The following is a 23338-nucleotide window of genomic DNA, read 5'->3' as shown; positions in this document are numbered from 1 at the left end:
GCAGACAAACACAAGCCGCCAATCCGATAATGCTAATAGTTCGTCTAAACGGCTTATGATAAACTTAACGCCTTATTCGGTATCGCTAAATGTTCTGATCGGAGTTTTATGTCGCAGCAACTTGTAATTACAGCTATCGGGACTGACCGCACTGGTATTGTCAGCAAACTGGCCCGGTTGGTAACTGACTATAATGCGAATATCATTGACAGCCGAATGGCGGTATTTGGTAACGAATTTACTTTTATTATGCTGGTCCAGGGCGATCAGGCTGCTATTAGCAAAATAGAGTATCTGATACCGTCGCTAGGTTCAGAACTTGATCTGACAACAATGACCAAACGTACAACCGCCCGCCCCCGAACTCAGGTAGTGGCGCACTACGTTCTTGATTACTCAGGACCAGACCGGGTAGGCACACTTGGTGCAATAACCGGCTTGCTTGCCAGCCATAATATTTATATTGGTTCTTTGCAATCAGCCACTGCCATTAATAACGACAATACCGTGCAATTGCACAGCCAGATAACGGTCGAAATACCGCTGGGTATTAACCCTTCAGCTATTGAGACTGCAGTGATGGCATTGCTGAATGATCTCAACCTTAATGGCACTTTTGCCATGAGATAAGCCAGCCAACGTGCATACCACGAATCGTCGCATAATCAGACGATTTAAATAAGGAGTTATCATGCAAACATTAACCGCCGGCCAGCAAGCCCCGGACTTTACCCTGCCAGACCAACACAACAAAGCGGTCAGCCTTCGCAACCTGCTGCAGCAAAGTAAGGTACTGGTATATTTTTACCCTAAAGCCATGACACCAGGCTGCACTGTCCAGGCATGTGGTCTGCGAGACAACCAGGCCTCGCTTGCTGAACTGGGTGTGCAAGTTGTCGGGATAAGTACCGATGCCCCCGCGAGACTGGCTAAGTTTGCCGAGCGCGACCAACTTAACTTCACCCTGCTGGGCGACGAAGATCATCAGGTTGCAGAGCAGTTTGGTGTTTGGGGCACCAAGAAATTTATGGGGAAAGTTTATGATGGCTTACACCGGTTAAGTTTTCTGATCAATCAGGATGGTACCATTGACCATGTATTTGATAAGTTCAAAACGAAAGACCATCACCAGGTCGTGCTGGACTATCTTCAGCACCGGAAGCAGCAGTAATCTTGGCTTAAAACGACACTTATCGTATCGGCTGGCTATTCTGACTTGTCTTCCTGCCATTTGCCGATGTAACCGCTAGGATGGTGAAAAACTTAAATGGAGATGCAATGAAAACGCTGTTCAGACTAATGTGCGCAAGCACGATGCTACTGGCTGTGCAAAGTGTTAGCCAGGCGCAGACAAACGAAATAGTAACAGAAAAAGCCACACTGCAGGTTGAGACGATAACCGATGGCCTGGAAAATCCCTGGGGACTGGCATTTTTAGCTGACGGTAGAATGTTGGTTACAGAGCGTGCCGGACGTTTACGTTATGTCAGCGTGGATGGCAGCCTGAGTGAGCCGATAACAGGATTACCGGACATTACGGTAGCTGGTCAGGGTGGTTTACTTGATATTATTCTGGATCCCGGTTTTGCTGAAAATAACCAAATATTTTTCAGTTTTAACGAGCCGGGTCAAAACGGCAGCAGTACGGCAGTGGCCAGAGCCACATTGACCGGTAATACTCTTACCGATGTTCAGGTGATTTTCAGTGCACAACCCAAGATTGAAAGTCGCCATCACTTTGGTGGTCGTTTAGTATTTGCCACTAACGGTGACCTGTTTATCACCCTGGGTGACCGCGGTAGCCGCCGCGATGATGCCCAGACTCTAACCACTCACCATGGTAAAGTGGTGAGAGTTCAAACGGACGGCAGACCGTCGGTGTTGAATCCTTACCTGCAGCAGGAAAATGCGCTTGCTGATATCTGGTCTTATGGTCACCGGAATATTCAGGGTGCAGCCTTGCATCCAGAAACCGGTCAGCTCTGGACTCATGAGCATGGTCCACAAGGCGGCGATGAAATAAATATTGCCCGGGCTGATGTTAATTATGGCTGGCCAGTCATTACCTACGGTGAAGAATATGGCGGTGGTAAGATTGGTAAAACCGAGCAAGCAGGATTGATGCAACCATTGCACTACTGGGTACCTTCTATTGCGCCCAGCGGGATGACATTTTATACGGCCGAGCTGTTTAGATCGTGGCAGCAAAACCTGCTGGTAGGATCACTGAAGTTTGGTCAACTTGTCAGGCTGGAGTTAAAAGACGAAGCCGTTGTTCATGAGGAACGTATCATGATTGGCCAGCGGATCCGTGATGTCAGACAAGGCCCGGACGGTGCTATTTATTTATTAACCGATCAGAAGAACGGTCAAATTTTACGGGTATCACCTAAAAAATAACAGGATGTCTGCTTTGCTTTGTTTAAAACCTTTAGCTACCGCCAGCTTGCTGGCGGTATTTTTTAATTCTTCAGCTATTTCTGCCGATGAGTCCGTTGAAATTATTGTGGTCACTGCCACCAGTGAGCGTCAGAGTTGGCTAACGAGCCCGGCGAGTGTTGATATCAGTGACATCCCGCAATCGGGCCTGCTGTTTGACAGCGCCCAGCTATTGCAGGGCATACCGGGTGTGCAAGCTGATAGCAGAGCTAATTTTGCCCAGGACACCCGCCTCAGTGTTCGGGGATTTGGTAGCCGAAGTCCTTTTGGGATCAGAGGTATATATCTGCAACAAGACGGTATTCCGCTCAGTGCTCCAGACGGCCAGGGCCAACTCGCTAGTGTCTTGCTTGATAACGTCCAGAGTATTGAGGTATTGCGTGGTCCGTTAGCAGTGCTTTACGGCAATGGCGCCGGTGCCGTTATCTCGTTAAGCAGCCGTCAACCAAGCCAAAGCACGCTGGCAACCAGTATTGCGATGAGTGAGCACCATCAACAGCAACAAATTAACCTTGCGGCAGTAGACGATAAACAAAGCCTGCAACTTGCATTAAAACAGTTTAAAACCGATGGCTACCGGCCGCATTCAAGTGCCGAAAAAGATCAGCTGCAAATTAACTGGCACCGGCAATTAGCCAATACCCTGCAATTGCACTTACGTTACGACTGGTCGTACGATCCCTATCTGCAAGACCCGCTTAGTTTAAGCCCAGCCCAGTGGCGGGAGGACTCTCGGCAAACTCTGGCTGCTGCGGAGCTATTTGATACTGAAAAATCTGTCAAGCAACGCCAGGCCAGTGTCAGTTTAACTGGTGAGGGTGACTCCCCTTTTCAAGTTGGCCTATGGCAGGGCCAACGTGATATCAACCAGCGGTTGCCATTTCCGGGCTCTGCTATTACATCGTCTGGCGGCGAAGTTCTGTTGAACCGACAGTACCATGGCCTGAAAGGCCAATACCAATTTACGTTATCCGATAACATTAACGCGGTGATTGGCGGCAGCGCGGTGCAGACAGATGATCGACGCTTTGGATTTATTAATAACTTCGGACAGCGAGGTGATCTGCGCCGGGACGAAGATAACCAGGCCAGAAATATTGACGGCTTTATCCGACTAAACTATCAACCTACTGCTGCAGTTAACTGGCACGGCGGTTGGCGCTACTCCGATTTGGCCTATCAGATAACAGACTATTTCACCGAAGGCGAGAACCCCGATGATAGTGGAGATCGCAATTACTATCAGCAAGCCTATGCTCTGGGCGTTAGCTGGCAGCTAAACCAGCAACTAGCCTGGTTTGCCAGTGCTGGTACCGGATATGAAACGCCTACCCTTGCTGAGCTGGCATACAGCCCAACGGGCGGCATCAACCTGCAACTGGCTGCCAGCACTAACCAGCAATGGGAAACTGGCTTAAAATGGCAAAATAACCAACAACGCCTTAGTTTAAGTGTGTTTACTATTGCGACTGACAATGAAATTATTGCTCAGAATAGCGTAGGTGGTCGCACCAGTTTTGCTAATGTCAGTGAAACAAGCAGGCTGGGACTGGAGTGGCAATGGCATTATCAACTGTCAGCGCACTGGCGCTCGGAGCTTTCAGGCCATATGTTGCAAGCAGAGTTTGACGAGGGTCAGAGAGCTGGTAAGCAATTACCTGGTGTAGCGGCTGCCGAAGTGCAGTGGCAATGGCGGTATAGCCCCCGTCTGGCGATACCATTGCAAATAAGTCTGCAAAGCCATTATCGTAGCAAGGTGTATACGGATGATAACAACAGTGATGCCGCACCAGCGGCCATCTATTTCAGTGCCGCGGTTAACAGTCAGCAACAATACCAGCATTGGCAGTTTATGCAGTGGCTTAGCCTGAATAATATTACCGACAAACGCTATGTAGGTGCAGTGGTCGTTAATCAGGGAAATGGCCGATCTTTTGAACCTGCAGCAGGCCGTGAATTAGCCGCTGGGGTTACCGTCAGCTATCTGTGGTAAACGGTGCTGGCCCTGCTATCACATAGCTTGTGTGCAGGGCCAGGACCTTTGAACCCCTCAGATAGAGCCCGCCTGAGATTCACTCGTTTGGTCAGAGGGTGGATGCACCCTGCTCGACCAGGCTTTAATCGTTGCCTTTACCAGTGATGCCAGCGGAATAGCAAAGAAGATCCCCCAGAAACCAAATAAACCACCAAAAAACAACACGGCAATTATGATAAATACCGGATTAAGATCAACAACTTCAGAAAACAATAATGGCACCAGGACATTGCCATCTAAGGCCTGAATAATAGCGTAAGCCAGCATAAGATAGCCAAATTCTGCGGTAAGGCCCCATTGAAACAATGCCACCAGGGCAATCGGTAAGGTCACTAATGCGGCGCCAATGTAAGGCACCAGCACCGAAAAGCCGACACACACGGCAAGCAACAAAGCATAGTTCAGACCAAACAAGGTGAAGACAACATAACTGACCGCGCCGACAATCAATATCTCCAGAATTTTACCCCGGATATAATTCATAATCTGACCGTTCATTTCGTTCCAGACCTGGCTAATCAGCTTGCGCTCAGTGGGAAGCAGCTCGACAAAGCTTGCGCTTAATGAGGCTTTGTCTTTAAGCATAAAAAATACCATCACCGGTACTAGCACCAGATAGATAAGCACTGCGACGACATCGAATATCGAGGCAAGGGACAATGACAGAATTTCCCGGCTGAACGTCATCAATCGCTCATCTGCGGTTTGAATCATCAGGTAGATTTGCTCAGCACTGACAATACCCGGAAATAGCTCTGGCAGTTCCAGCAGATAGGTCTTGCCGGAGGCTATCATACTGGGTAAATCTTTTGCCAGGTTCCGTCCCTGTGCCCAGGCTGCCGGTATAATTGACATAACTATCAAGGTTATAATTGAAATAAATGTTATAACCACCACGGTGGTGCTGATGGTGCGGCTGCAGCCCAGCCGACTTAAACGCGCTACCGGCCATTCCAGTAAATAGGCGAAAGCAATTGCAACCAAAACTGGTCCAAGCATGCCACTTAGCCAGTAAATGGCCAGGAATCCCAAAAACAGCGTTAAAAACAGCGTTACCACTTGAGGATCCGAAAACTTATTGGTATACCACTTCTTTAACCAATCGAGCATAGCGCCACTCCAACCCTTTACAAACAATAACAACGTAGTGGCTCAGTATAACTAACTTGAAACAAATTTTGTGGCTTATCTGTCAGACCTACAGCTGAATATGCTAAATTGCGTTAGTTTCCGGGCGAGTACGCCAATTGCGCAATTATGCACCAGTCAGCTACTTACTTTTGAACTAATACTGCAGTTAACAGACCAATTATGCAGCTAACATCATCATCTGACAGTAAAACCGGGGCAGTATGTCATATCAAGCAGTCCAGCAATTTTTTATAGGGTGCATCGCCAGTATCAGCCTGCTGGTCAGCCCTGCCATCGCCCAATCAGGTTTACCTGATATTGGGGGCAATGCGTTTTCAACCATCACACCTGAAAAAGAGAAGCAACTGGGCGATGTTTTAATGCGCCAAACTCGTGGTAGTTTGCCGATGGTTTATGACCCACTGCTAGACGAATATATTAATGATTTAGGCAACCGCTTAGTTGCCCGGGCCAACGACGTTAAATTCCCTTTTAAGTTTTACTGGGTTAATAACAAAAACATCAATGCCTTTGCAACGTTAGGTGGCAATATTGCCTCGCATACCGGTACGTTAGCAGTCTCAGAATCTGAGAGCGAATTTGCTTCAGTTATGGCCCATGAAGTTGCCCATGTCACCCAACGCCACATTGCCCGTTTTGTTGAAGCACAAAATCAGCGCGCCCCCGTATCGTTGGCTGGTATTTTGGGTGCAATTGTACTGGCAACGGTTAATCCTGAGGCGGGGATGGCTGCAATGATGGCAACGCAGGGTGCTGCTCAGCAAAGTGCGATTAATTTTACCCGTGGTAATGAGCAGGAAGCAGATCGGATCGGTATGAAAATTCTGGCAGACTCTGGTTTTGATCCTTACGCTGTACCTGAATTCTTTTATAAGCTCACTCAGCAAAGCCGCTTTGTTAATCAGCAACTGGCTTTCTTACAAACTCACCCTTTATCCCAGGCCAGGGTCAGCGATACCCGTTTGCGGGCAGAGCAATTTGAAAAACGTTATGTGCCAGACAGTCAGGATTACATTCTCAGCAAAACAAGGGTATTAGCCCGATATCATTATCAAACCAGTGAAACGGTAGCATTCTTCCAGCAGCGGCTAAGTCAGCCTGGAGGCAACACCAGAGCCAATCTCTATGGTTTGGCGCTTGCTAAACTTGATAACAGCCTGTTTGCTGATGCCCAGAAAATTATTGAAGAATTACTGCAGCAAGAACCACATAATTTATATTATGTCGATGCCTACACCGATATTTTGCTTGGCCAAAATCAATTTACCAAGGCACTGGAAATGCTGGAGCAAGAATATTTGATCAGGCCTAATAACCAGGTCGTTACCATTAATTACGCCAATGCAGCCATTAAAGCCGGTAGTTACCGCCTGGCAATTCACTTACTGCGTAATTTACTGTACTACAAAAGCGACAATATTCTGGCTTACGATTTATTGTCTGATGCGTATAAAAAGCTCGAAGATTATCCTAAATATTATGAAGCCCGGGCAGACTTATACTATCAACTGGCAAATTACCCGAAGGCCATTGATGATCTGAATGAAGCCCTTAACCATATTGGCGAAAAATCCCGCCTTGAAAACAGACGGGTTGAGGCTAAAAAACAACAACTTCAAGCCGAATTTGACCGTCTGAAGCAAATGTAAGCAGGTTTGCCTCTGACACATTTGCAACGTTAAACCAATATTGTCAGTTAATGGAAGGTTTATGATTATGATTTATCACAATCCCCGCTGTTCAAAAAGCCGTGAAGCGTTAGCGTTGTTGCAACAACATAATGCACAAATTACAGTAGTGGAATACCTGAAGACACCACCTACTGCAGCAGAGTTGACTGCAATCTTAATGAAGCTGAATATCTCGGCCAGAGAATTACTGCGTAGCAAAGAAGAAGAATACCGTAGTTTGCAACTGCATAATCTGGCGTTAACCGAGCAGCAACTGATTAATGCCATGGTAGAGCATCCTAAGCTGATTGAACGACCGATTGTTGTCAAGGGTGATCGAGCCGCTATTGGACGCCCTCTCAGTAATATAAGCGCGCTCCTCTGATGAGCGCTCAGGTTCTGGTACTGTATTACTCAAAACATGGTAGTGTGGCCGCTCTGGCTGAAAAGATAGCGATTGGCATCGCCCAGGCAGGCGCTACAGCGGTTGTCCGAAGCATTGCTGGTTTTGACAAAGAGGCGCAAGGCCGGCATCCGTCGGTAACGCAGGCGGACCTCAGTCAATGTGATGGCTTGGCCTTTGGTAGTCCTGTCCGTTTTGGTAATATGGCGGCAGAAGCAAAAGCATTCTGGGACAGCACAAGCAGCATTTGGCTCAAAGGTGAGTTAATTAACAAAGCCGCTGGCGTTTTCACTTCATCAGGCAGTATGCACGGTGGCAATGAAGCGAATCTGTTAAGTATGATGTTGCCACTGCTCCATCACGGTATGGTATTAATGGGGATCCCATACGCTGAGCCGGAGTTGCACAATACTCAAACCGGTGGCACGCCTTATGGCCCTACTCACATTAGCGGGTTGCAAGGCAATACTAAACTAAGTGTTGATGAACAACGGTTGGCTGTCGCTTTTGGTAAGCGCCTGGCTCAATTAAGTATGTCCTTAAAATCTGCAGGATTTGATAAATCATGATTGAACATGCTGAAGTGGCCATGGCGCCACGAACAAAAACCTATCTTGCGCTGGCACGGCTTGGTTATTGGGGTTTATGGCTGCTGATACCACTATGGCTGCTCTGGCTCGCACCTGCCACTTATGGCAGCACCAGTCAGGTAACAGGCAATAAATTAATCAGCACAGCTTTGCTTTGGCTACCGCTATGGCTGCCAATGTATGGCATCATTAGAGGTAAAGCCTATACTTTTGCCTGGGCTAATTTTATCGTGATGATTTATTTTTTACACAGTTTAACTAACTTATGGGTTAGCAGCGGCCTATATCAGTTGCTGTCGCTGATTGAGCTGGTGCTGGCATCAATCATGTTTATCGGCTGTACCTATTTTGCCAGGTATCGCGGCATAGAACTCGGTTTAAAAATCCCTAAACTTAAAGACGACCCACGTCAGTAATTGCAAGTGGCTGTCATTATTCGACCCGCTCGCCCTTATAACGGCGCAATTGCCGATCAATAAACTGGTTATCCACCAGGGTATGCAGGCCTTCTAGTAATCTAGCAGCAAGCTTAGGATTAAAACGGCTGATAGCACAATATACTGATGGAGGGGTCGACCAAAGAGGATCGGCAGCAAAGTTACCCGGCCCACCATTGGCCATAAAAAAATAATAAGACAGGTCTACACTCATTACCGCGTCTAATCTGCCCTGCTCCAGACGCTTCAGGTTACTTTCCAGGGTATGTGCGTCGTCCCGGATAACATCTCCCAGAGCAAACACCTGTTCAAGCTCTGGATAGGTAAAACCACGGGTGGTTCCCACCCGCTTGCCTACCAGATCAGGCAAGGCGATAATAGGCGAGCTGTCGGCCCGGCGAATAAACAGCTGCTGAGTTGCGAACAACGGTGGGCTCCAATGATAAACATCTGGCTCTGCCACCCAATCCGGATTAAGAAAACACGCGACATCAACCTGACCCGACTCTAACCAGCCTTCAATTCTGGCTCTGGGTAAATCGAGATACTGAATTTCAAGCTTACTTAATAACGCCAAGGCGTCCAGAATATCTTTACTTAATCCGGCACTCAACTTACCTGCATCATCAAATATGGCATAGGGCGGCGTATTGGTATCACTGACCGCTGCTCGCAGTACTGTTTGCTCCGCGGCAGCGGCGCTGAAGCCCATCGCCACGAGTAATAATATTATGCTGGCACATTGACGCAGGTTTAATTGCATAAGATCCTTTGAGCAGCGCTCGTAATAATAGCGTCGATCTTAAATTTATCACGAAATGTTAAAATAGCCAGCAAACCCAGTCTGAGATAAATTTTGCCACTGCCGATCTGATAAACCGTGCAGGCCGTATCATTAGCTAAGTTAGCAATAAGCGGTAGTCAATTGCAGTATGAGTAAACAATTAGCATTATTCCCATTGAGCAGCTTCATTTTGCCTGGCGGTAAAATGCGTTTGCGGGTATTCGAAAAACGTTATATCAGACTGGTAAAAGAAGCTGGACTTGGCAAACGTAGTTTCGCCATGGCATTGCTTAATCCGTTTGTTAGTCAACACCATCGTGACCGTATTTTGCCATTGGCAACGGAAGCGGTAATTGATGATTTTGAACAACTTTCAGATGGTTTACTGGGCATTACGGTCAGAGGCATACGCCGGATAGAAATTATGGACCGCTGGCAGGAAGAGGATAATTTAAATGTTGCTACGGTGACTGAACTGAGCAGCTGGCCAGAAACCCGTTTAAGTCAGCGCTATCCTGATTTAGCCAAGTCGTTCTTGCAGTTACTGGCAGACTATCCGCAACTGCAACAACTCTATCCGGAGCCTGAGCTTGATAACGCAAGCTGGCTGGCATCGCGCTGGCTGGAACTAATGCCGATTCAACCAGGCTTAAAACAGAAGCTTTCTGCAGAGCAGGACCCTTTTGTTTGTCTGGATAACCTGCAACATTGGCTGGAGCATAATTCCTAGCGTTATGTCACCCATCTGACGGCGCAGCCACTAATCGCTACTCAATCCCAATATATTTATGTACTTGCACACTCAAGCGCCAATTATGTTTTTTACAGTAGGCAATGGCCAGTGCAGTCGCTTTTGCCTGTTGACTGATTGGCTGCAGATAAATCAACTTTTTACTGAGATCCGTTTGCTCCAGCAGCTGCTGTAGCTCAACCACGTGTTTATCCATTGCCACCGGGTGCTTAATTTCATCCGCCCGGTTCAGGGCACTTTGCAATACCTTGTAGCCGCCTTTCATATTTACTTTTGGTGAAACGGTTACCCAGCTTTGCGATGGGACTAAAATTTCAAAGGTGCCGCTGGTTTCAATCTGGGTCTGATAACCTGCATCGTGTAGCGCAGTGCACAGCGGGTTCAAGTCATACATACAGGGCTCACCACCGGTTATCACTACATGTTTCGCCAGGTAACCATTTTCCTGAAATAGCGCCAGCAACTGCTCTGCACTAAGCTCGGTCCACTGTTCCGTTTCAGCCGTTTTTGCCATAACGGTTTTAGGTGTTACCTGCAAATCAGAGTTAATCGCCCAGGTATGTTTCGTATCACACCAGGAGCAACCGACCGGACAACCCTGCAGCCGGATAAAAACAGCAGGCACTCCGGTAAAGCTGCCTTCACCCTGGATCGTTTCAAATATTTCGTTAACCTTATATTGCAAGCCGCGGGTTCCTTAATGACAAGCAGGTGATCTGACCGCCATGTTCAAGTACAATGCGCGGCCTGTTTACCCGCTATTATACAGAGAGAGATAAAGATGAGCCAAAAAGTTGTGGTTATTTATTCAGGTGGTATGGATTCATTCACCATACTGCACAAAGCGGTAGCGGCCGGCCATGACGTTTATGCTTTGTCTTTCAATTATGGTCAACGCCATGTTAAAGAGCTTATCTGTGCCGCTGATGTGTGTAAAGAGCTGAATATTAACCATAAAATCGTTGATATTTCAGCCATTAATCAGCTAATTAGTGGCTCCTCGCTGACCAGCGACATTGATGTGCCGGAAGGGCACTATGCCGCCGATAATATGAAATCAACCGTGGTGCCCAACCGCAATATGATTTTGCTATCATTGGCGGTAGGTTATGCCGACTCAATTGGCGCGCGCGCCGTCTATTACGGTGCTCATTCCGGTGATCACTTTATTTATCCGGATTGCCGGCCCGAATTCGTCCAGAAAATGAATGATGTCTGCCAGATTGCCAACTACCAGCCGGTCGATATTGTTAGCCCCTACTTATATCAGACTAAAATTGAGATTTTAGCCGATGGCCTCGCCATGGATCTCGACTACAGCAAAACCTGGACTTGCTATAATGGTCGCGATAAAGCCTGCGGCAAGTGCGGCTCCTGTCAGGAACGCTTAGAAGCGTTTAACCTGAATAACGCTACAGATCCCCTGCCCTACGAATAATATCAGCGGTAAATTCAGTAAAAACTGATCCAGAGCCACCGCTAACAACATAGTGGTTATATGATAGAGCAAAGCGGCCTTGTGGCCGCTTTTCGCGTCTTTATAATGGCACGACTTTTTTTGGCTAAACCAACAATTTTCTGGTGGTAAATCATGTTTGCATTCTGGTTTGCAATCCCTTTCTGGCAACGGGTATTAGGTGCGTTAATTCTTGGCGTCCTGACAGGTGTTACGCTTGGAGAAACCGCGACGTTATTTAAACCCTTAGGCACCCTGTTTATAAATGCCATACGCATGTTAGTGGTGCCATTGGTATTGTTTGCGCTGATCACCAGCATTACCTCTCTGGCTGACAACCAGAAAATGGGGCGGCTGGCCGGCAAAACTATTGGCTTATTTCTGTTTACTGCCTTTGTTGCCAGCTTAATTGGTTTAACGGTCGGCAGCTTAGTGAACTGGGGTGATGCGCTACAACTCACCGCGAGCGAAGTCCGTGAGCGTGTCATTCCACCCGTTGCTGATGTGATTACCAATTTAATTCCTACTAACCCGATAGCGGCTCTGGTGAACGGCAATGTGCTGCAGATTATTGCATTTGCCAGCCTGGTCGGTATTGCCATTAATGTGGTGGGTGAGAAAGCCGATCCGATGAAAAAAGTGGTGCATGCCGGCGCACAAATTATGTATCAGATCACCCGCATGGTCATGCAATTAACCCCCTTTGGTGTATTTGGTTTAATGGCCTGGGCGGTTGGTAACTTTGGCTTAGCCACCTTGCTGCCCTTAAGTACGTTTATTATTGCGATCTACATCGCCTGCCTTATTCATATTGTTGTGGTGTATGGCGGCTTGGTTAAACTATTTGGCGGCATGGGCATGCGCCAGTTTTTCAAAGCCGTGTTACCCGCCCAGCTGGTCGCATACAGCAGTGCCAGCAGCTATGGTACTTTACCAGTGAGCCATAAGGTGGTTACCGAAGACTTAAAGGTGTCCGCCAGCTATGCCAGCTTTGTGCTGCCGCTGGGTGCCACCATTAATATGGATGGGTGTGGCGGTATTTTTCCGGCAATAGCGGCTATTTTTATTGCACATATTTATGGCATTGAGCTCGACTCGCTGGACTATGTATTGATTGCTGGCACCGCAACTCTGGCGTCATTAGGTACTGCCGGCGTGCCAGGTACGGCGATGGTGATGTTAACGGTTACCCTCAGCGTGGTTGGTTTACCGCTGGAAGGTATCGCCTTTATTGCAGCGGTCGATCGCATTATAGATATGATGCGCACGGCCACCAATGTTACCGGTGACACTATGGTAGCTTTAGTTGTCGGTCGCTCAGAAGGGTTGGTAACCGAACACCGTGCAGCAGCTTCAGCCTATAACTGACATTTTCGGGTTTAGAATGTTTTCCTCAGCAGCATTGCTGCTGAGGCTAAATCCGCAGGCTTATACCGTAAACAAACTTGAATGTAGCTGCTTTACCACAGCAGGAGCATCCGCATCTTGTACTAAAAAACACAGGTTATGCTTGGAAGCACCGTGACAAATAAGCCGCATGTTAATCCGCTCCAGCGTCTTAAACAGCTCGCCGGTAATGCCTTTGCTGCTGTGCAAATGGTTACCGATAACCGCCACCAGGCTTAAGCCCTGTTCGACCACAACATCACAAAACGCTCGTAGCTCAAGCAATGCTGGCTCTACTGCGTGACTAAAGGCGCTGGTCATGCCACCCTCATCTAACGTCAGCGCCACACTAATTTCTGAGGTGGTGACTAAATCGACCGAGATTTGATGCCGGCTTAAAATATCAAATACCCGGGCTAAAAAACCCGCAGCATGCAGCATGTCAGGGCTTTTTACGGTAATAAGTGTTTGTGATTTACGCAGGGCAATAGCCCGGTAAGGTGGCCGTTGTTGCACCTCTTTGGCTATCCAGGTCCCACCTGCGTCGGGCTCGCGGCTTGAGCCAACAAAGACGCCGATATTGCGGCGCATGGCCGGAATAAGCGTGGCAGGATGCAGAACCTTGGCACCAAAAGTGGCCATCTCTGCTGCTTCGTCAAAGCTGATTTCTTTGATACAACGGGCCTGATCGGTTAAGCGTGGGTCGGTGGTAAATATGCCCACTACATCAGTCCATATTTGCACAGTACTGGCTTGTAAGGCTTCTGCCAGCAAAGCTGCACTATAATCTGAACCACCACGACCCAGCGTGGTGGTCTGCTCAAACTCGTCCTGACCAATAAAGCCCTGAGTAACAATACATTGCTCGGCAATTAATGGTTGCAAATGCACTTCGGCCAGTTGTGCAATCTGCTTTATTTGTGGCTCGGCCCGGCCAAAGCGGCTGTCGGTGCGCATAATACGGCGAATATCAAAACATTGCGACGCTGCGCCGCGCTCAAGCAATACCTGACTGAATAAAGCCGAGCTTAAACGCTCTCCAAATGACTGAATAAGATCTTTGTGAGCACTGCTGTACACGGCACCGCCGTTTTCAATCAGACCCTTGAGTTCGCCCAGCAGCAACTCAATATCCTGAGCAACTTGCTCAGGATGGTTCAACTGGTTCAGTACCGCCAGGGTAATCGTTTCGATACCGGCGTAAGCGTCATAGCGCTCGGTAACCAGGTTAGTTTTAGTAATGTCGACAAGTAGATTAGTAACGCCGGAACTGGCGCTAACCACCACAACACGAATGGCATTGTCGGCCAGGACAATGTCGGCACAACGGGACATAGCGGCAAAATCGGCAACGCTGGTACCACCGAATTTGGCAATAATAAGATTGGACAAGGGTGTCTCTCCTTACAAAGAAAATAAGCAGAGCATGGCTTTTGCTAATTGCAGCAAAACGGAAATAATTACAGACCGTTGCTATCGATAACAAAGGCCAGAAGCTCTCCACCAAACAAACAGGTGACAGTCGGCAGGATTCAGCCTGCCCGACCGAAAATACGCTTCACTATATAGCATACTTTCTCGGCGTTAATCCCCCTTGCCCGCGCTGCGAAGTATAGTCTTCTGTCACGGGTTACCTGGTTAACGCACCTCTTCTGGTCTATCAGATATGATTGACGGCGGCCACTTTAACTCGTTAGCCGCCGGATAGCAATAGCCTTGTAGCCGTCTATCAGCTTGGCGCACGTCTACCGATTGTCATCGGTTATAATGCGCAGCATGATAACAGCAATAACTGAATACTGCCTTAGTAAGGATAACTTTAATTAACTGTATTGGTTGTTAATATGTCTAATCAGCTCCATAAAAGCGTCCATATCTTTTTCGTTCTGGGCGTCGCTGTGCCATTTATGATGAAACCCCAGCGTCAGCTGTACCTTGGCTGATTGGAAATAGACTTCGTAGCCGTCAAAGCCCTGACTTACCGTCAACCCGTCCAGAGTAAAGCCGGCCCCATGATCAGTGTCTACCGCTTTGCCATTTTTTTCTACTTTAGCGTAGACATTTAACAGCAATTTACCATCAAGTTCATTTTGCATAGTCAGCCTTTTATTGCAGATTATTCTAAGGTTGGCTTTTAGCATAGCAGCTAAAAGCCATTGGTTTGATGAGTTTACGCAATGCGGGTATAGTACGGTTGTCTTAAAAGGAGAAAAAAATGCTAAAGACGCTTATTGCTGCCACTTTGCTCGTTAGCCTGGGGACCAGTGCCAACATTGTTCAGGATGCGCCATTAGTCTCTATCGATACCCATGATGCTTATTTCAGTAGCCTTAAAGCACTTTGCGGTAAGGCTTTTGCAGGCAAGATAGCGGTAGACAACCCACCGGCTCCCGGGTTTGAAGGTGCGTTAATTATGCATGTACGCAAATGCACCGACAGCCAGCTACAAATTCCGTTTCATGTTGGTGATGACCATTCCCGTACCTGGATTATCACTAAAACCGGCTCGGGTTTAACCCTGAAACATGACCATCGCAATGCCGATGGCAGTCATGATGAGCAAACCATGTATGGCGGCCAGACCTTGGATGCTGGCTGGGCCAATGCCCAGTCGTTTCATGCTGATCAGTACTCAAAAGAACTGTTTACGGCGCGGGGGATCCCGCAGTCTAATACCAATATCTGGCAGATGTTTATTTACCCTGAAAAATTCAGCTATCGGCTGATCCGGGAAGGCCGGGAGTTTCGGGTTGATTTTGACCTGACACAGTCTGTTGCTTTACCGCCAACGCCCTGGGGCTATGCTGACTAGCATTATTACTATAAAACTAAAAACAACCTTGGAAAACTGGAGCTACTATGAAAACGACTGCAAAGTTTTCACCATTATTTATGATCCTGGCAGGCGCACTTACGCTGAGCGCTTGTTCCAAACAACCGGCAGCACCGATTAACGACAGTCAGGCTGAACCCGAAGCCACTGCTGAACTGGTGGATACCGAGTTTAACCCTCGCTTAGGCGAATATATTAAAACTCTGGCCTCAGATGAGTATCAGGGCCGGGCCCCTGCAACCAAAGGCGAAGAACTGACCGTCGCCTATCTGGAACAACATTTTAAGCGGATTGGTTTAAAAGCCATCGACGGCGACAGCTATAAGCAGCCGGTGTCGCTGGTCCAAATAGATCCGAAGCAAGTTTCAGATATGAGCCTAAGTGGTAAAAATCTGCCTGAAAGCTTTAAATATCGGGACGAAATGATCGCCTGGACCACCCGGGTTACCGATCAGGTAAGTGTAGAAGAAAGCGAAATGGTTTTTGTTGGCTATGGCATCGTGGCCCCAGAATACAACTGGAACGATTACGAAGGCCTCGATGTAACAGGGAAAACCGTGGTGATGTTCGTTAATGACCCAGGTTATGCCACTCAGGATCCGGAATTGTTTAATGGTAATGCCATGACCTATTACGGCCGCTGGACATATAAATTTGAAGAAGCGGCTCGTCAGGGTGCGGCGATGGCACTGATTATTCATGAAACCGCACCAGCCAGTTATGGTTGGGGGGTGGTTGCCCATGGCTCGCCAATTAAATTTGATCTGGTCAATGAAAACAAAAACATGGACCGGGCCAAAGTTGAAGGCTGGCTGACGACTGAATCTGCCGAAAAATTGTTCGCCAATGCCGGTACCGACGTAGCCACCATGCATAAAAAAGCACTGGAGCCGGATTTTAGCCCGGTACTACTGAATGCTAAAGCCTCAGTTACGGTCAATAATAACCTGCGCGAACTGACCTCCAGCAACGTGGTGGGTTACATTGAAGGCAGCAAATACCCGGATGAATACGTGCTGTATATGGCGCACTGGGATCATCTGGGTATGGATTTTTCCAACCCTGATAACAAAGTATTTAATGGTGCTCAGGACAATGCCAGCGGCACCGGCGCGGTTATTGCGCTGGCCGAACACTTTGCGAAACAGCCGCAACCCGAGCGTTCCATTGCCTTTGTATTGGTAACAGCAGAAGAGCGTGGTTTACTAGGCTCCGCCTGGTATGCCGCCAACCCGGTATTCCCGCTGGAGAAAACCGCTGCGGCCATTAATATGGACGTGATGAACATGTATGGGCCGATGAAAGACATGGTGATTGTGGGTCTGGGTAATACTGATGTTGAAGAAATTCTGGTAAAATATACTGAGCAGCAAGGCCGCTATGCTGTGCAGGAACCGAATCCCGAAGCAGGCATTGCTTATCGCTCAGATCATTTTAACTTATCGAAAAAAGGCGTACCTATTCTGTATGCAAAAGGTGGCAATGACCACTATCAGCAAGGTGCAGAATGGGGTGCGGCACAACGTGCTGAATATAACCGCTGCTGTTACCACAAAGTACAGGACGAATGGCGTGCTGATTTCGACTTGCGCGGTGCCCAGCAAGATTTATTTCTGTACTACCGGGTAGGCAATGAGCTGGCCAATAGCCGACAGTGGCCAAACTGGTATGAAGGTAATGAATTCCGTGCTATCCGCGATGCCTCAGCTGGCGCCCGTCAGTAAAAACAAAGCGATGGTGTAATTCGTTAAACAAAGGGCAGCCAAAAGGTTGCCCTTTTTTCAAGGTATTACTGGTTATTCTCTTCTTAGCCAGCTAATTTGCTAATTCAGAACTTATTCAGATAGGGTTATCTACATTACTGATCATTGATCTTAGTGAATAACTTTATTCTGGCTGCTACGGACATGCGATGCGACGTTTTTTAAAAGCACTGCTCATTTTAATTATCGGCTTACCAGTCATGGCAGCCGCAGCTTATTGGTACTTGCAGCAAAATATCGCGGCCGCGGGAGTTAGTCAGCTGCAGCTGGATTTCAACCGACTCACCCTGCACAGCGCCTCTTTTCACCGCGTCCGGTTTCAGCTGCAGCAAGACGGCGCAATGCATCAGGTTGATTTGCAGAATGTCGATATCCGTTGGCGATGGCCACGTGCTTTTAAACCACAACTGCAATATATTGAGCTGGGCCGGGGTAAGGTTATCGTTGGCAAACCAACTCAGCCTGCAACAGCAGATGCCGCCAGCCCCCTGCTTATACCTGGCCAGTGGCAACTACCAGATTGGTTGCCAGAGCATATCAAACTTGCCGATACCGAGCTTGTGCTACCCTGCCCGGCCGGCCAGTGCCCACTGCACTTGACCGGTTATTTACGCTACCACGCCAGCCAGCCTCAGCAAATATCCGGGGAAACAACTGCTGCAGCAGATAACGCCCCCCCAGCTTATTGGCAAAGCCAGTTTATTATTAGCGAGTTGCAACCGCCCGAGCCTGATAACGCCAAGCTGTTTATCGACTTGCGGTATCAGCCGACACCCCAACCGTCACTGGAATTAACAGTGCAACAAGCCCAGCAGCTGGGGTTAAGTTTAAAACAGCATATTGACCCTGACAGCCTGCAAGCCATGACTGAGCTGGTGTTAGCCGTTTCCCCGCCCTCACCGGCCAACCAGCGTTTATTGCAACAATGGGGAGTAAGGATACCCGAAGCCTGGATTGCTCAGTTTCAGCAACCGGTGCAACTTTACAGCAAACTGAATTGGCAGCTACCTGCGGATGGCGATCTTAGTAAACTACTAAGTAGCCATGATGTTGATGGTTTACTGATTGCCCGTGCACCCGACCCGTTTTATCTGCCGCAGCTCGGACTGATAAAAGGTGAGATCAACGTTGCGTTAAGTTTGAAAAACCAGCTGGTTGAACAGTGGAAACTCAATGGCAATGCCACCATCAGTGAACTGGAACTACCCGGCGCCGTCACTGCCTACGATCTAAAGGTTAGCCCATTGCAATTGCGGCTTAGCTCTGAAACTACAACTGCAATTGACCTAGCCGCCCTGCCACTGCAACTGCAGTTAAGCAGCAGTGGTGAAAATCGCTTTGAGCTTAACAGCGATCTGAGTATTAACTTAACCGCCAGCCCCAGACTCACCATTTCCCACGCCAGTCTAAGCGCCGCGATTGCGCAGCTAACTATAGCAGATAACCCGGTTAAACTGAGTAAGGTAAAGTTTACTACCCAACTTAGCGGCTATTGGCAGACTAACGACTGGCAAATTAACCTGCAAAATGGCAGCCAGTTAAGTATGGCATTGCAGCATCCACACCTAACGATTGACGATGTAACAATCAAGTTGGCAGATACACAACTGCGCCAGACTGAGTTTCTAACCCTGTCTAGCCACGTGGATGCCAGGTTACAAAAAGTGCAGCATACTGACGCCAGTATTGACGAGCTGGTGTTAAGCATTAGTGATCTACAAGTACAACAGCGCGCTTTAGCTTCCTGGCAGTTAACCAGCAACCTCGACGCACACCTTAAAGGTATGCAGCATCCGGTGGTTAAACGGCAAAACTGGCGCTGGCAAACCAATACTGAGTTCAAGCAGCAAGCAAGTCAGGCTGCCCTGACATTGCAAGGCAGCCTGGGAAACGACAGCGGTTTCAGTATCGCCCACCAGCTCACGTGGCAAGATGGTGGGGTAAACCTGAATTGGCAGCTGGCTGACTTGTTTATGCTTGCCAGCAACCCTTTAGCCAACACGTTTACCGACTGGCCAACTTTGCTCGAATTAAACCGGGGACGGCTGGGCGGCAATGGTCAGTTAAGCTGGCGCTCAGGCAAGCTAAGCGCTGACAGTCAATTACAACTGCGCGATTTAGCAGGCATTTATGACCGCAGCTTGTTTCGGGGCGTCACAGCCAATATCGCACTGCCCCTGCAAGACCAGCAATTTGAACTGGTCACCACAGATTTAGTGATTAACCATATTAATCATGGCCTGGAGCTGGGGCCACTGCAACTAAGTGCTCAATATCAGTCAACACTAGCTGATCCAACAAAAGGAACGCTGGCGCTTGAGCAGCTGATATTACAGCTCATGGGTGGCACCCTGAGCACAACAAATCAACTACTGGATTTGTCGCAAGACACGAATCAACTGGTCCTGCAGTTAAGTCAACTGGATATTGCCCAGTTGTTACAACAGCATCCCAGTACCGACATCAAAGGCCAGGGTAAGTTATCAGGCAAGATCCCGTTAACCTTCAGCCAAAAAGGCGTTACGGTAACGGCTGGACGCGTGGCAGCTGAGGCGCCAGGTGGTAAAATTCAGTACCAATCAGCGGCCAGCAGCGGCATGGCAGCCACTAATCAAAGCATGCAAACAGTATTTCGTGCCCTGGAAGACTTTCATTTTTCGGTGCTTGCCAGTGAGGTCAGTTATGATACATCTGGTAAATTGTTGCTGGCGTTGAACTTAAAGGGATTAAACCCGGCCTTACAGCAAGGACGCGCCATTAACCTGAACATCAATCTGGAAGAGGATCTACCGGCAATGATCACCAGTTTGCAGCTTACCAATAAACTTAATGACACCATCACTAAACGGGTTCAACAATATATTAAACAAAAACAAGCGGCTGCGGCCGCTGCAGGAGAGAGAAAATGAAGTTACAACCGCTGGCTGCATTGGCAGCCTTGCTTTTGCTATCAGCCTGTACCCCCAGGGTAGAGGTGGCCTTACCCAATGAGCCGATAAACATCAATCTTAACGTGAAAATTCAGCATGAAATTTATATTCGGGTTGATAAGCAGTTAGATGAACTGTTTAGCGATGCCAGCGGTTTATTTTAAGGAGCGACATATGAAAAAATTAACCCAGTTATTCAGTATCCTGTTTTTGCTGGCATTGAGCAACCCGCTGCAGGCCATGACCTTGCAGCAAGCAATGCAAGCATTGCAACCTGCTAAAGAGCAAGGCTTAGTAGGCGAACAACCCAATGGCTACCTGGCAGCAGTAACCGGCTCAGCAGACGCCGATGCTATTGTTAAACTAATAAATGATGCCCGGCGTGCAGAGTACACCCGCTTAGCCCGGGAAAACAATATTGGTGTGGCTGAAATAGAAGCTATTGCTGGCCAAAAGGCCCTTGAGCGCACCCAACGCGGCCATTTCATTCTGATAGATGGCAAGTGGATCCAAAAACGCTGAGTTGAACCCGCTAAGTTGTCAGCCTGTCGCAGGCACGGCTGACATTAGACTTTGGTCGCATCTTTATTCTTTAGCCGCTGGTGTACTATGCTTAATTAGTCTTAGTACCCACTTCGAGGTAATTGAATGAACGCGATATTTCTGATGTTGATGGGCTTAGGCGCGATGGCGCTGGGCTATTTTGTCTACTCTAAATTTATCTGCGAAAAAATCTTTAAAGTCGATCCGCACTTTCGCACGCCAGCGCATGACATGCAGGACGGTATTGACTACGTGCCAACGAACAAATATATCCTGTGGGGCCATCACTTTACCTCGGTTGCCGGTGCTGCGCCGATAATAGGCCCCGCCATCGCGGTGATCTGGGGCTGGGTACCGGCCTTTTTGTGGGTGGTATTTGGTACTATCTTCTTCGCCGGGGTGCATGACGCGGGCGCCATTTGGGCCAGTGCCCGCAATAAAGCAAAATCGATTGGTTCGTTAACGGGTGATATCGTTGGTAACCGGGCTCGCAGCATTTTTATGATTGTGATTTTTCTGGTACTGCTGATGGTTAACGCGGTCTTTGCTGTGGTGATATCCGGCCAACTGGTTAATTTTCCCAGCGCGACACTGCCTGTCTGGGGCGCTATTATTGTGGCGTTGATTATCGGCCAGCTGATTTACCGCAAAATCATTGGCCTGTTGCTGGTGACCATTATTGGTGTGGTAGCGCTTTACGCGATGATTTATGCTGGCCCCATGTTGCCATTATCATTGCCAGACAGTATCGGCGGTTTTACCGCCCGTGAAAGCTGGATTGTTATTCTGTTTGCCTATGCCGCTATCGCGTCTTTACTGCCGGTATGGATGTTATTGCAGCCACGTGACTACATTAATGGCATTCAACTGTTTATTGGTTTAATTCTGGTCTATGGCGCAGTGCTGATCTCTGGCCCGGAAATTGTTGCCCCTGCCTTTAATACCGATGTGCCTGAGGGCACACCATCGATGATCCCATTGTTATTTGTCACCATTGCCTGTGGTGCCATTTCCGGCTTTCATGGTTTAGTATCCAGCGGCACAACGTCAAAACAATTAGATAAAGAACCAGATGTGCGTTTTGTCGGTTACTTTGGTGCTGTAGGTGAAGGCTCGTTAGCGTTAGCTGCCATTATTGCGGCTACCGCCGGTTTTGCTACCCTTGCCGACTGGCAGGCGATATATCACAGCTTTGGCCAGGGCGGTGTCTCGGCCTTTATCAATGGCGGCGCCAATATTCTGCAACAAGGAGTGGGCCTGGATACTGTGCTGGCACAAACTCTGCTAACCGTAATGGTGGTGCTGTTTGCCGGCACAACCATGGACACCGGCCTGCGCTTGCAACGCTACATATTCCAGGAATGGGGTAGTATTTATAACATTAGCTGGATGCAAAAAGCAGCGCCAGCAACCTTCCTTGCCGTTGGTTCTTGTTTATTACTGGCTTTTGGCGCCGGCGGCGGCGGTGCCGGTGGCATGCTAATTTGGCCTTTGTTTGGTACCACTAACCAACTACTGGCTGGTTTAACTTTGCTGGTAATAACCGTGATGCTGGTGAAAAAACGCCGGCCGATGTGGTATACCCTCGGACCGCTAATCTTTTTGCTGGTAATGACTACCCTGGCCTTATTAACCCAATTAAAAAGCTTTTACGACAAGGGTGATTGGTTCTTATTTACGCTGGATTTAGTGGTATTAGCTGCAGCTATTCTGGTATCTCTGGAATGCACTGCGACGCTGACCAAACAAATTAAAGCGAACAGAAGCGCACCGGCAACGGATGAAGCATGAAGCTAGATATCGTTAAGGCCTGGTTACGCCAGGCCAGTTTTTATGCTGAAGAAGCGTACAACGCCCCCTATCGCAGTGCCATAGCCCGCGCTAAACGTGAGCAGGATGATCTGTTTATGCTACTGATTTTCTCTGAAATGATGGGTGTGCCTAACCCCGCCAGTTATTACACGCTGGAATTACAACCCATCCTGCTGGAAAGGTTTCATGACTGGCATACCCGTATGGGTATGTCCCACTCGCCATTGGATAACGTCAGATGTTGTTAACCGATAAACGTTTATTGCTGGTAGGCGGCAAAGGTGGCGTGGGTAAAACCACCACCTCCTCTGCGCTGGCAGTGTTAGCCAGCCAACGCGGCAAAAAAGTGTTACT

24 protein-coding genes and 1 riboswitch are annotated in these 23338 nt (G+C 48.3%); of the genes, 19 read left to right on the top strand and 5 right to left on the bottom strand.

Translation table 11 applies throughout. The features are described from left to right. Nucleotides 1-108: 108 nt before the first annotated feature. From ABY802_RS06260 to ABY802_RS06245, 4 genes are all read left to right on the top strand, one after another. Nucleotides 109-630 carry a glycine cleavage system protein R gene (locus ABY802_RS06260; RefSeq protein WP_372626168.1) on the top strand — a complete coding sequence of 174 codons (522 nt, stop codon included), beginning with the start codon at nt 109-111 and terminating at the stop codon, nt 628-630. A gap of 61 nt (nt 631-691) precedes the next feature. Next, nucleotides 692-1171 carry a thioredoxin-dependent thiol peroxidase gene (gene bcp / locus ABY802_RS06255; protein ID WP_372626167.1) on the top strand — a complete coding sequence of 160 codons (480 nt, stop codon included), beginning with the start codon at nt 692-694 and terminating at the stop codon, nt 1169-1171. Between the two features lie 107 nt (nt 1172-1278). Next, nucleotides 1279-2400, top strand: coding sequence for a PQQ-dependent sugar dehydrogenase (locus ABY802_RS06250; protein ID WP_372626166.1), 1122 nt, complete (start codon nt 1279-1281; stop codon nt 2398-2400). Between the two features lie 13 nt (nt 2401-2413). Further along, the gene (locus tag ABY802_RS06245) at nt 2414-4432 is read left to right on the top strand and encodes a TonB-dependent receptor family protein (RefSeq protein ID WP_372626165.1); all 2019 of its coding nucleotides are present in this window, start codon (nt 2414-2416) and stop codon (nt 4430-4432) included. 57 nt (nt 4433-4489) lie between these two features. Here ABY802_RS06245 and ABY802_RS06240 read toward each other — a convergent pair whose 3' ends face one another. Then, nucleotides 4490-5584 carry an AI-2E family transporter gene (locus tag ABY802_RS06240; protein WP_372626164.1) on the bottom strand — a complete coding sequence of 365 codons (1095 nt, stop codon included), beginning with the start codon at nt 5582-5584 and terminating at the stop codon, nt 4490-4492. Between the two features lie 242 nt (nt 5585-5826). On the opposite strand from ABY802_RS06240, the gene ABY802_RS06235 reads away from it, so the two are divergent. The 4 genes from ABY802_RS06235 to ABY802_RS06220 all read left to right on the top strand — a co-directional run bounded on the left by ABY802_RS06235 (nt 5827) and on the right by ABY802_RS06220 (nt 8705). Continuing rightward, nucleotides 5827-7275, top strand: a complete 1449-nt coding sequence (locus ABY802_RS06235; protein ID WP_372626162.1) for a M48 family metalloprotease — start codon at nt 5827-5829, stop codon at nt 7273-7275. A 61-nt stretch (nt 7276-7336) separates the two neighbouring features. Next, the gene (gene arsC / locus ABY802_RS06230; protein WP_372626161.1) at nt 7337-7681 is read left to right on the top strand and encodes an arsenate reductase (glutaredoxin); all 345 of its coding nucleotides are present in this window, start codon (nt 7337-7339) and stop codon (nt 7679-7681) included. After that, the gene (gene wrbA / locus ABY802_RS06225) at nt 7681-8268 is read left to right on the top strand and encodes an NAD(P)H:quinone oxidoreductase (protein WP_372626160.1); all 588 of its coding nucleotides are present in this window, start codon (nt 7681-7683) and stop codon (nt 8266-8268) included. The genes arsC and wrbA overlap by 1 nt, the downstream gene beginning before the upstream one ends. Next, on the top strand, nt 8265-8705 hold the full coding sequence (locus ABY802_RS06220; protein WP_372626159.1) for a DUF2069 domain-containing protein: 441 nt from the start codon (nt 8265-8267) through the stop codon (nt 8703-8705). Before wrbA ends, ABY802_RS06220 begins: the two co-directional genes overlap by 4 nt. Before the next feature lie 16 nt (nt 8706-8721). Here the strand turns inward: ABY802_RS06220 and ABY802_RS06215 are convergent, their stop codons facing one another. Then, nucleotides 8722-9489 (bottom strand): substrate-binding periplasmic protein, encoded by a 768-nt coding sequence (locus tag ABY802_RS06215; RefSeq protein ID WP_372626158.1) that lies wholly within the window; start codon nt 9487-9489, stop codon nt 8722-8724. 169 nt (nt 9490-9658) lie between these two features. On the opposite strand from ABY802_RS06215, the gene ABY802_RS06210 reads away from it, so the two are divergent. Next, complete coding sequence (locus ABY802_RS06210) at nt 9659-10240, top strand: LON peptidase substrate-binding domain-containing protein (RefSeq protein WP_372626157.1); 582 nt, start codon at nt 9659-9661, stop codon at nt 10238-10240. A 37-nt stretch (nt 10241-10277) separates the two neighbouring features. Here the strand turns inward: ABY802_RS06210 and queE are convergent, their stop codons facing one another. After that, a complete protein-coding gene (gene queE / locus ABY802_RS06205; protein WP_372626156.1) occupies nt 10278-10946 on the bottom strand; it encodes a 7-carboxy-7-deazaguanine synthase QueE in 669 nt (222 codons plus the stop codon). A 96-nt stretch (nt 10947-11042) separates the two neighbouring features. Between queE and queC the strand changes: the two genes are divergently transcribed. Together queC and ABY802_RS06195 are read left to right on the top strand one after the other, a co-directional pair. Continuing rightward, nucleotides 11043-11699 carry a 7-cyano-7-deazaguanine synthase QueC gene (queC, locus tag ABY802_RS06200; protein ID WP_372626155.1) on the top strand — a complete coding sequence of 219 codons (657 nt, stop codon included), beginning with the start codon at nt 11043-11045 and terminating at the stop codon, nt 11697-11699. A gap of 153 nt (nt 11700-11852) precedes the next feature. Beyond that, nucleotides 11853-13085, top strand: coding sequence for a dicarboxylate/amino acid:cation symporter (locus tag ABY802_RS06195; protein ID WP_372626153.1), 1233 nt, complete (start codon nt 11853-11855; stop codon nt 13083-13085). Between the two features lie 60 nt (nt 13086-13145). Here the strand turns inward: ABY802_RS06195 and lysC are convergent, their stop codons facing one another. Beyond that, the gene (gene lysC / locus ABY802_RS06190) at nt 13146-14495 is read right to left on the bottom strand and encodes a lysine-sensitive aspartokinase 3 (protein WP_372626152.1); all 1350 of its coding nucleotides are present in this window, start codon (nt 14493-14495) and stop codon (nt 13146-13148) included. A 93-nt stretch (nt 14496-14588) separates the two neighbouring features. After that, nucleotides 14589-14763, bottom strand: a riboswitch (Lysine riboswitch). Between the two features lie 163 nt (nt 14764-14926). Then, nucleotides 14927-15199 (bottom strand): DUF3081 family protein, encoded by a 273-nt coding sequence (locus tag ABY802_RS06185; protein ID WP_372626151.1) that lies wholly within the window; start codon nt 15197-15199, stop codon nt 14927-14929. A gap of 119 nt (nt 15200-15318) precedes the next feature. Here ABY802_RS06185 and ABY802_RS06180 point away from each other — a divergent pair, with 119 nt between their 5' ends. The 8 genes from ABY802_RS06180 to ABY802_RS06145 all read left to right on the top strand — a co-directional run. Beyond that, nucleotides 15319-15915, top strand: coding sequence for a hypothetical protein (locus ABY802_RS06180; protein WP_372626150.1), 597 nt, complete (start codon nt 15319-15321; stop codon nt 15913-15915). Between the two features lie 47 nt (nt 15916-15962). Further along, on the top strand, nt 15963-17660 hold the full coding sequence (locus tag ABY802_RS06175; protein WP_372626149.1) for a M28 family metallopeptidase: 1698 nt from the start codon (nt 15963-15965) through the stop codon (nt 17658-17660). A 188-nt stretch (nt 17661-17848) separates the two neighbouring features. After that, nucleotides 17849-20608: a YdbH domain-containing protein gene (locus tag ABY802_RS06170; RefSeq protein WP_372626148.1), complete on the top strand. Its 2760-nt coding sequence runs from the start codon at nt 17849-17851 to the stop codon at nt 20606-20608. Then, nucleotides 20605-20793 carry a YnbE family lipoprotein gene (locus tag ABY802_RS06165; protein ID WP_372626147.1) on the top strand — a complete coding sequence of 63 codons (189 nt, stop codon included), beginning with the start codon at nt 20605-20607 and terminating at the stop codon, nt 20791-20793. The genes ABY802_RS06170 and ABY802_RS06165 overlap by 4 nt, the downstream gene beginning before the upstream one ends. Nucleotides 20794-20803: 10 nt before the next feature. Further along, entirely contained in the window at nt 20804-21151 is a 348-nt protein-coding gene (locus ABY802_RS06160) for a YdbL family protein (protein WP_372626146.1), read from the top strand. Nucleotides 21152-21277: 126 nt separating this feature from the next. Then, nucleotides 21278-22963, top strand: a complete 1686-nt coding sequence (locus ABY802_RS06155; protein WP_372626145.1) for a carbon starvation protein A — start codon at nt 21278-21280, stop codon at nt 22961-22963. Next, entirely contained in the window at nt 22960-23232 is a 273-nt protein-coding gene (locus tag ABY802_RS06150; RefSeq protein WP_372626144.1) for a cory-CC-star protein, read from the top strand. The genes ABY802_RS06155 and ABY802_RS06150 overlap by 4 nt, the downstream gene beginning before the upstream one ends. Next, nucleotides 23223-23338 (top strand): ArsA-related P-loop ATPase (locus ABY802_RS06145; RefSeq protein ID WP_372626181.1); only part of this gene is annotated, 116 nt, incomplete at its 3' end. The genes ABY802_RS06150 and ABY802_RS06145, both read left to right, overlap by 10 nt.

This window comes from Arsukibacterium sp., from assembly GCF_041616895.1.
Taxonomy (GTDB): Bacteria; Pseudomonadota; Gammaproteobacteria; order Enterobacterales; family Alteromonadaceae; genus Alishewanella.
The sequence above is the reverse complement of the archived record's forward strand: the minus strand, read 5'-3'. Positions and strand labels throughout refer to the sequence as shown.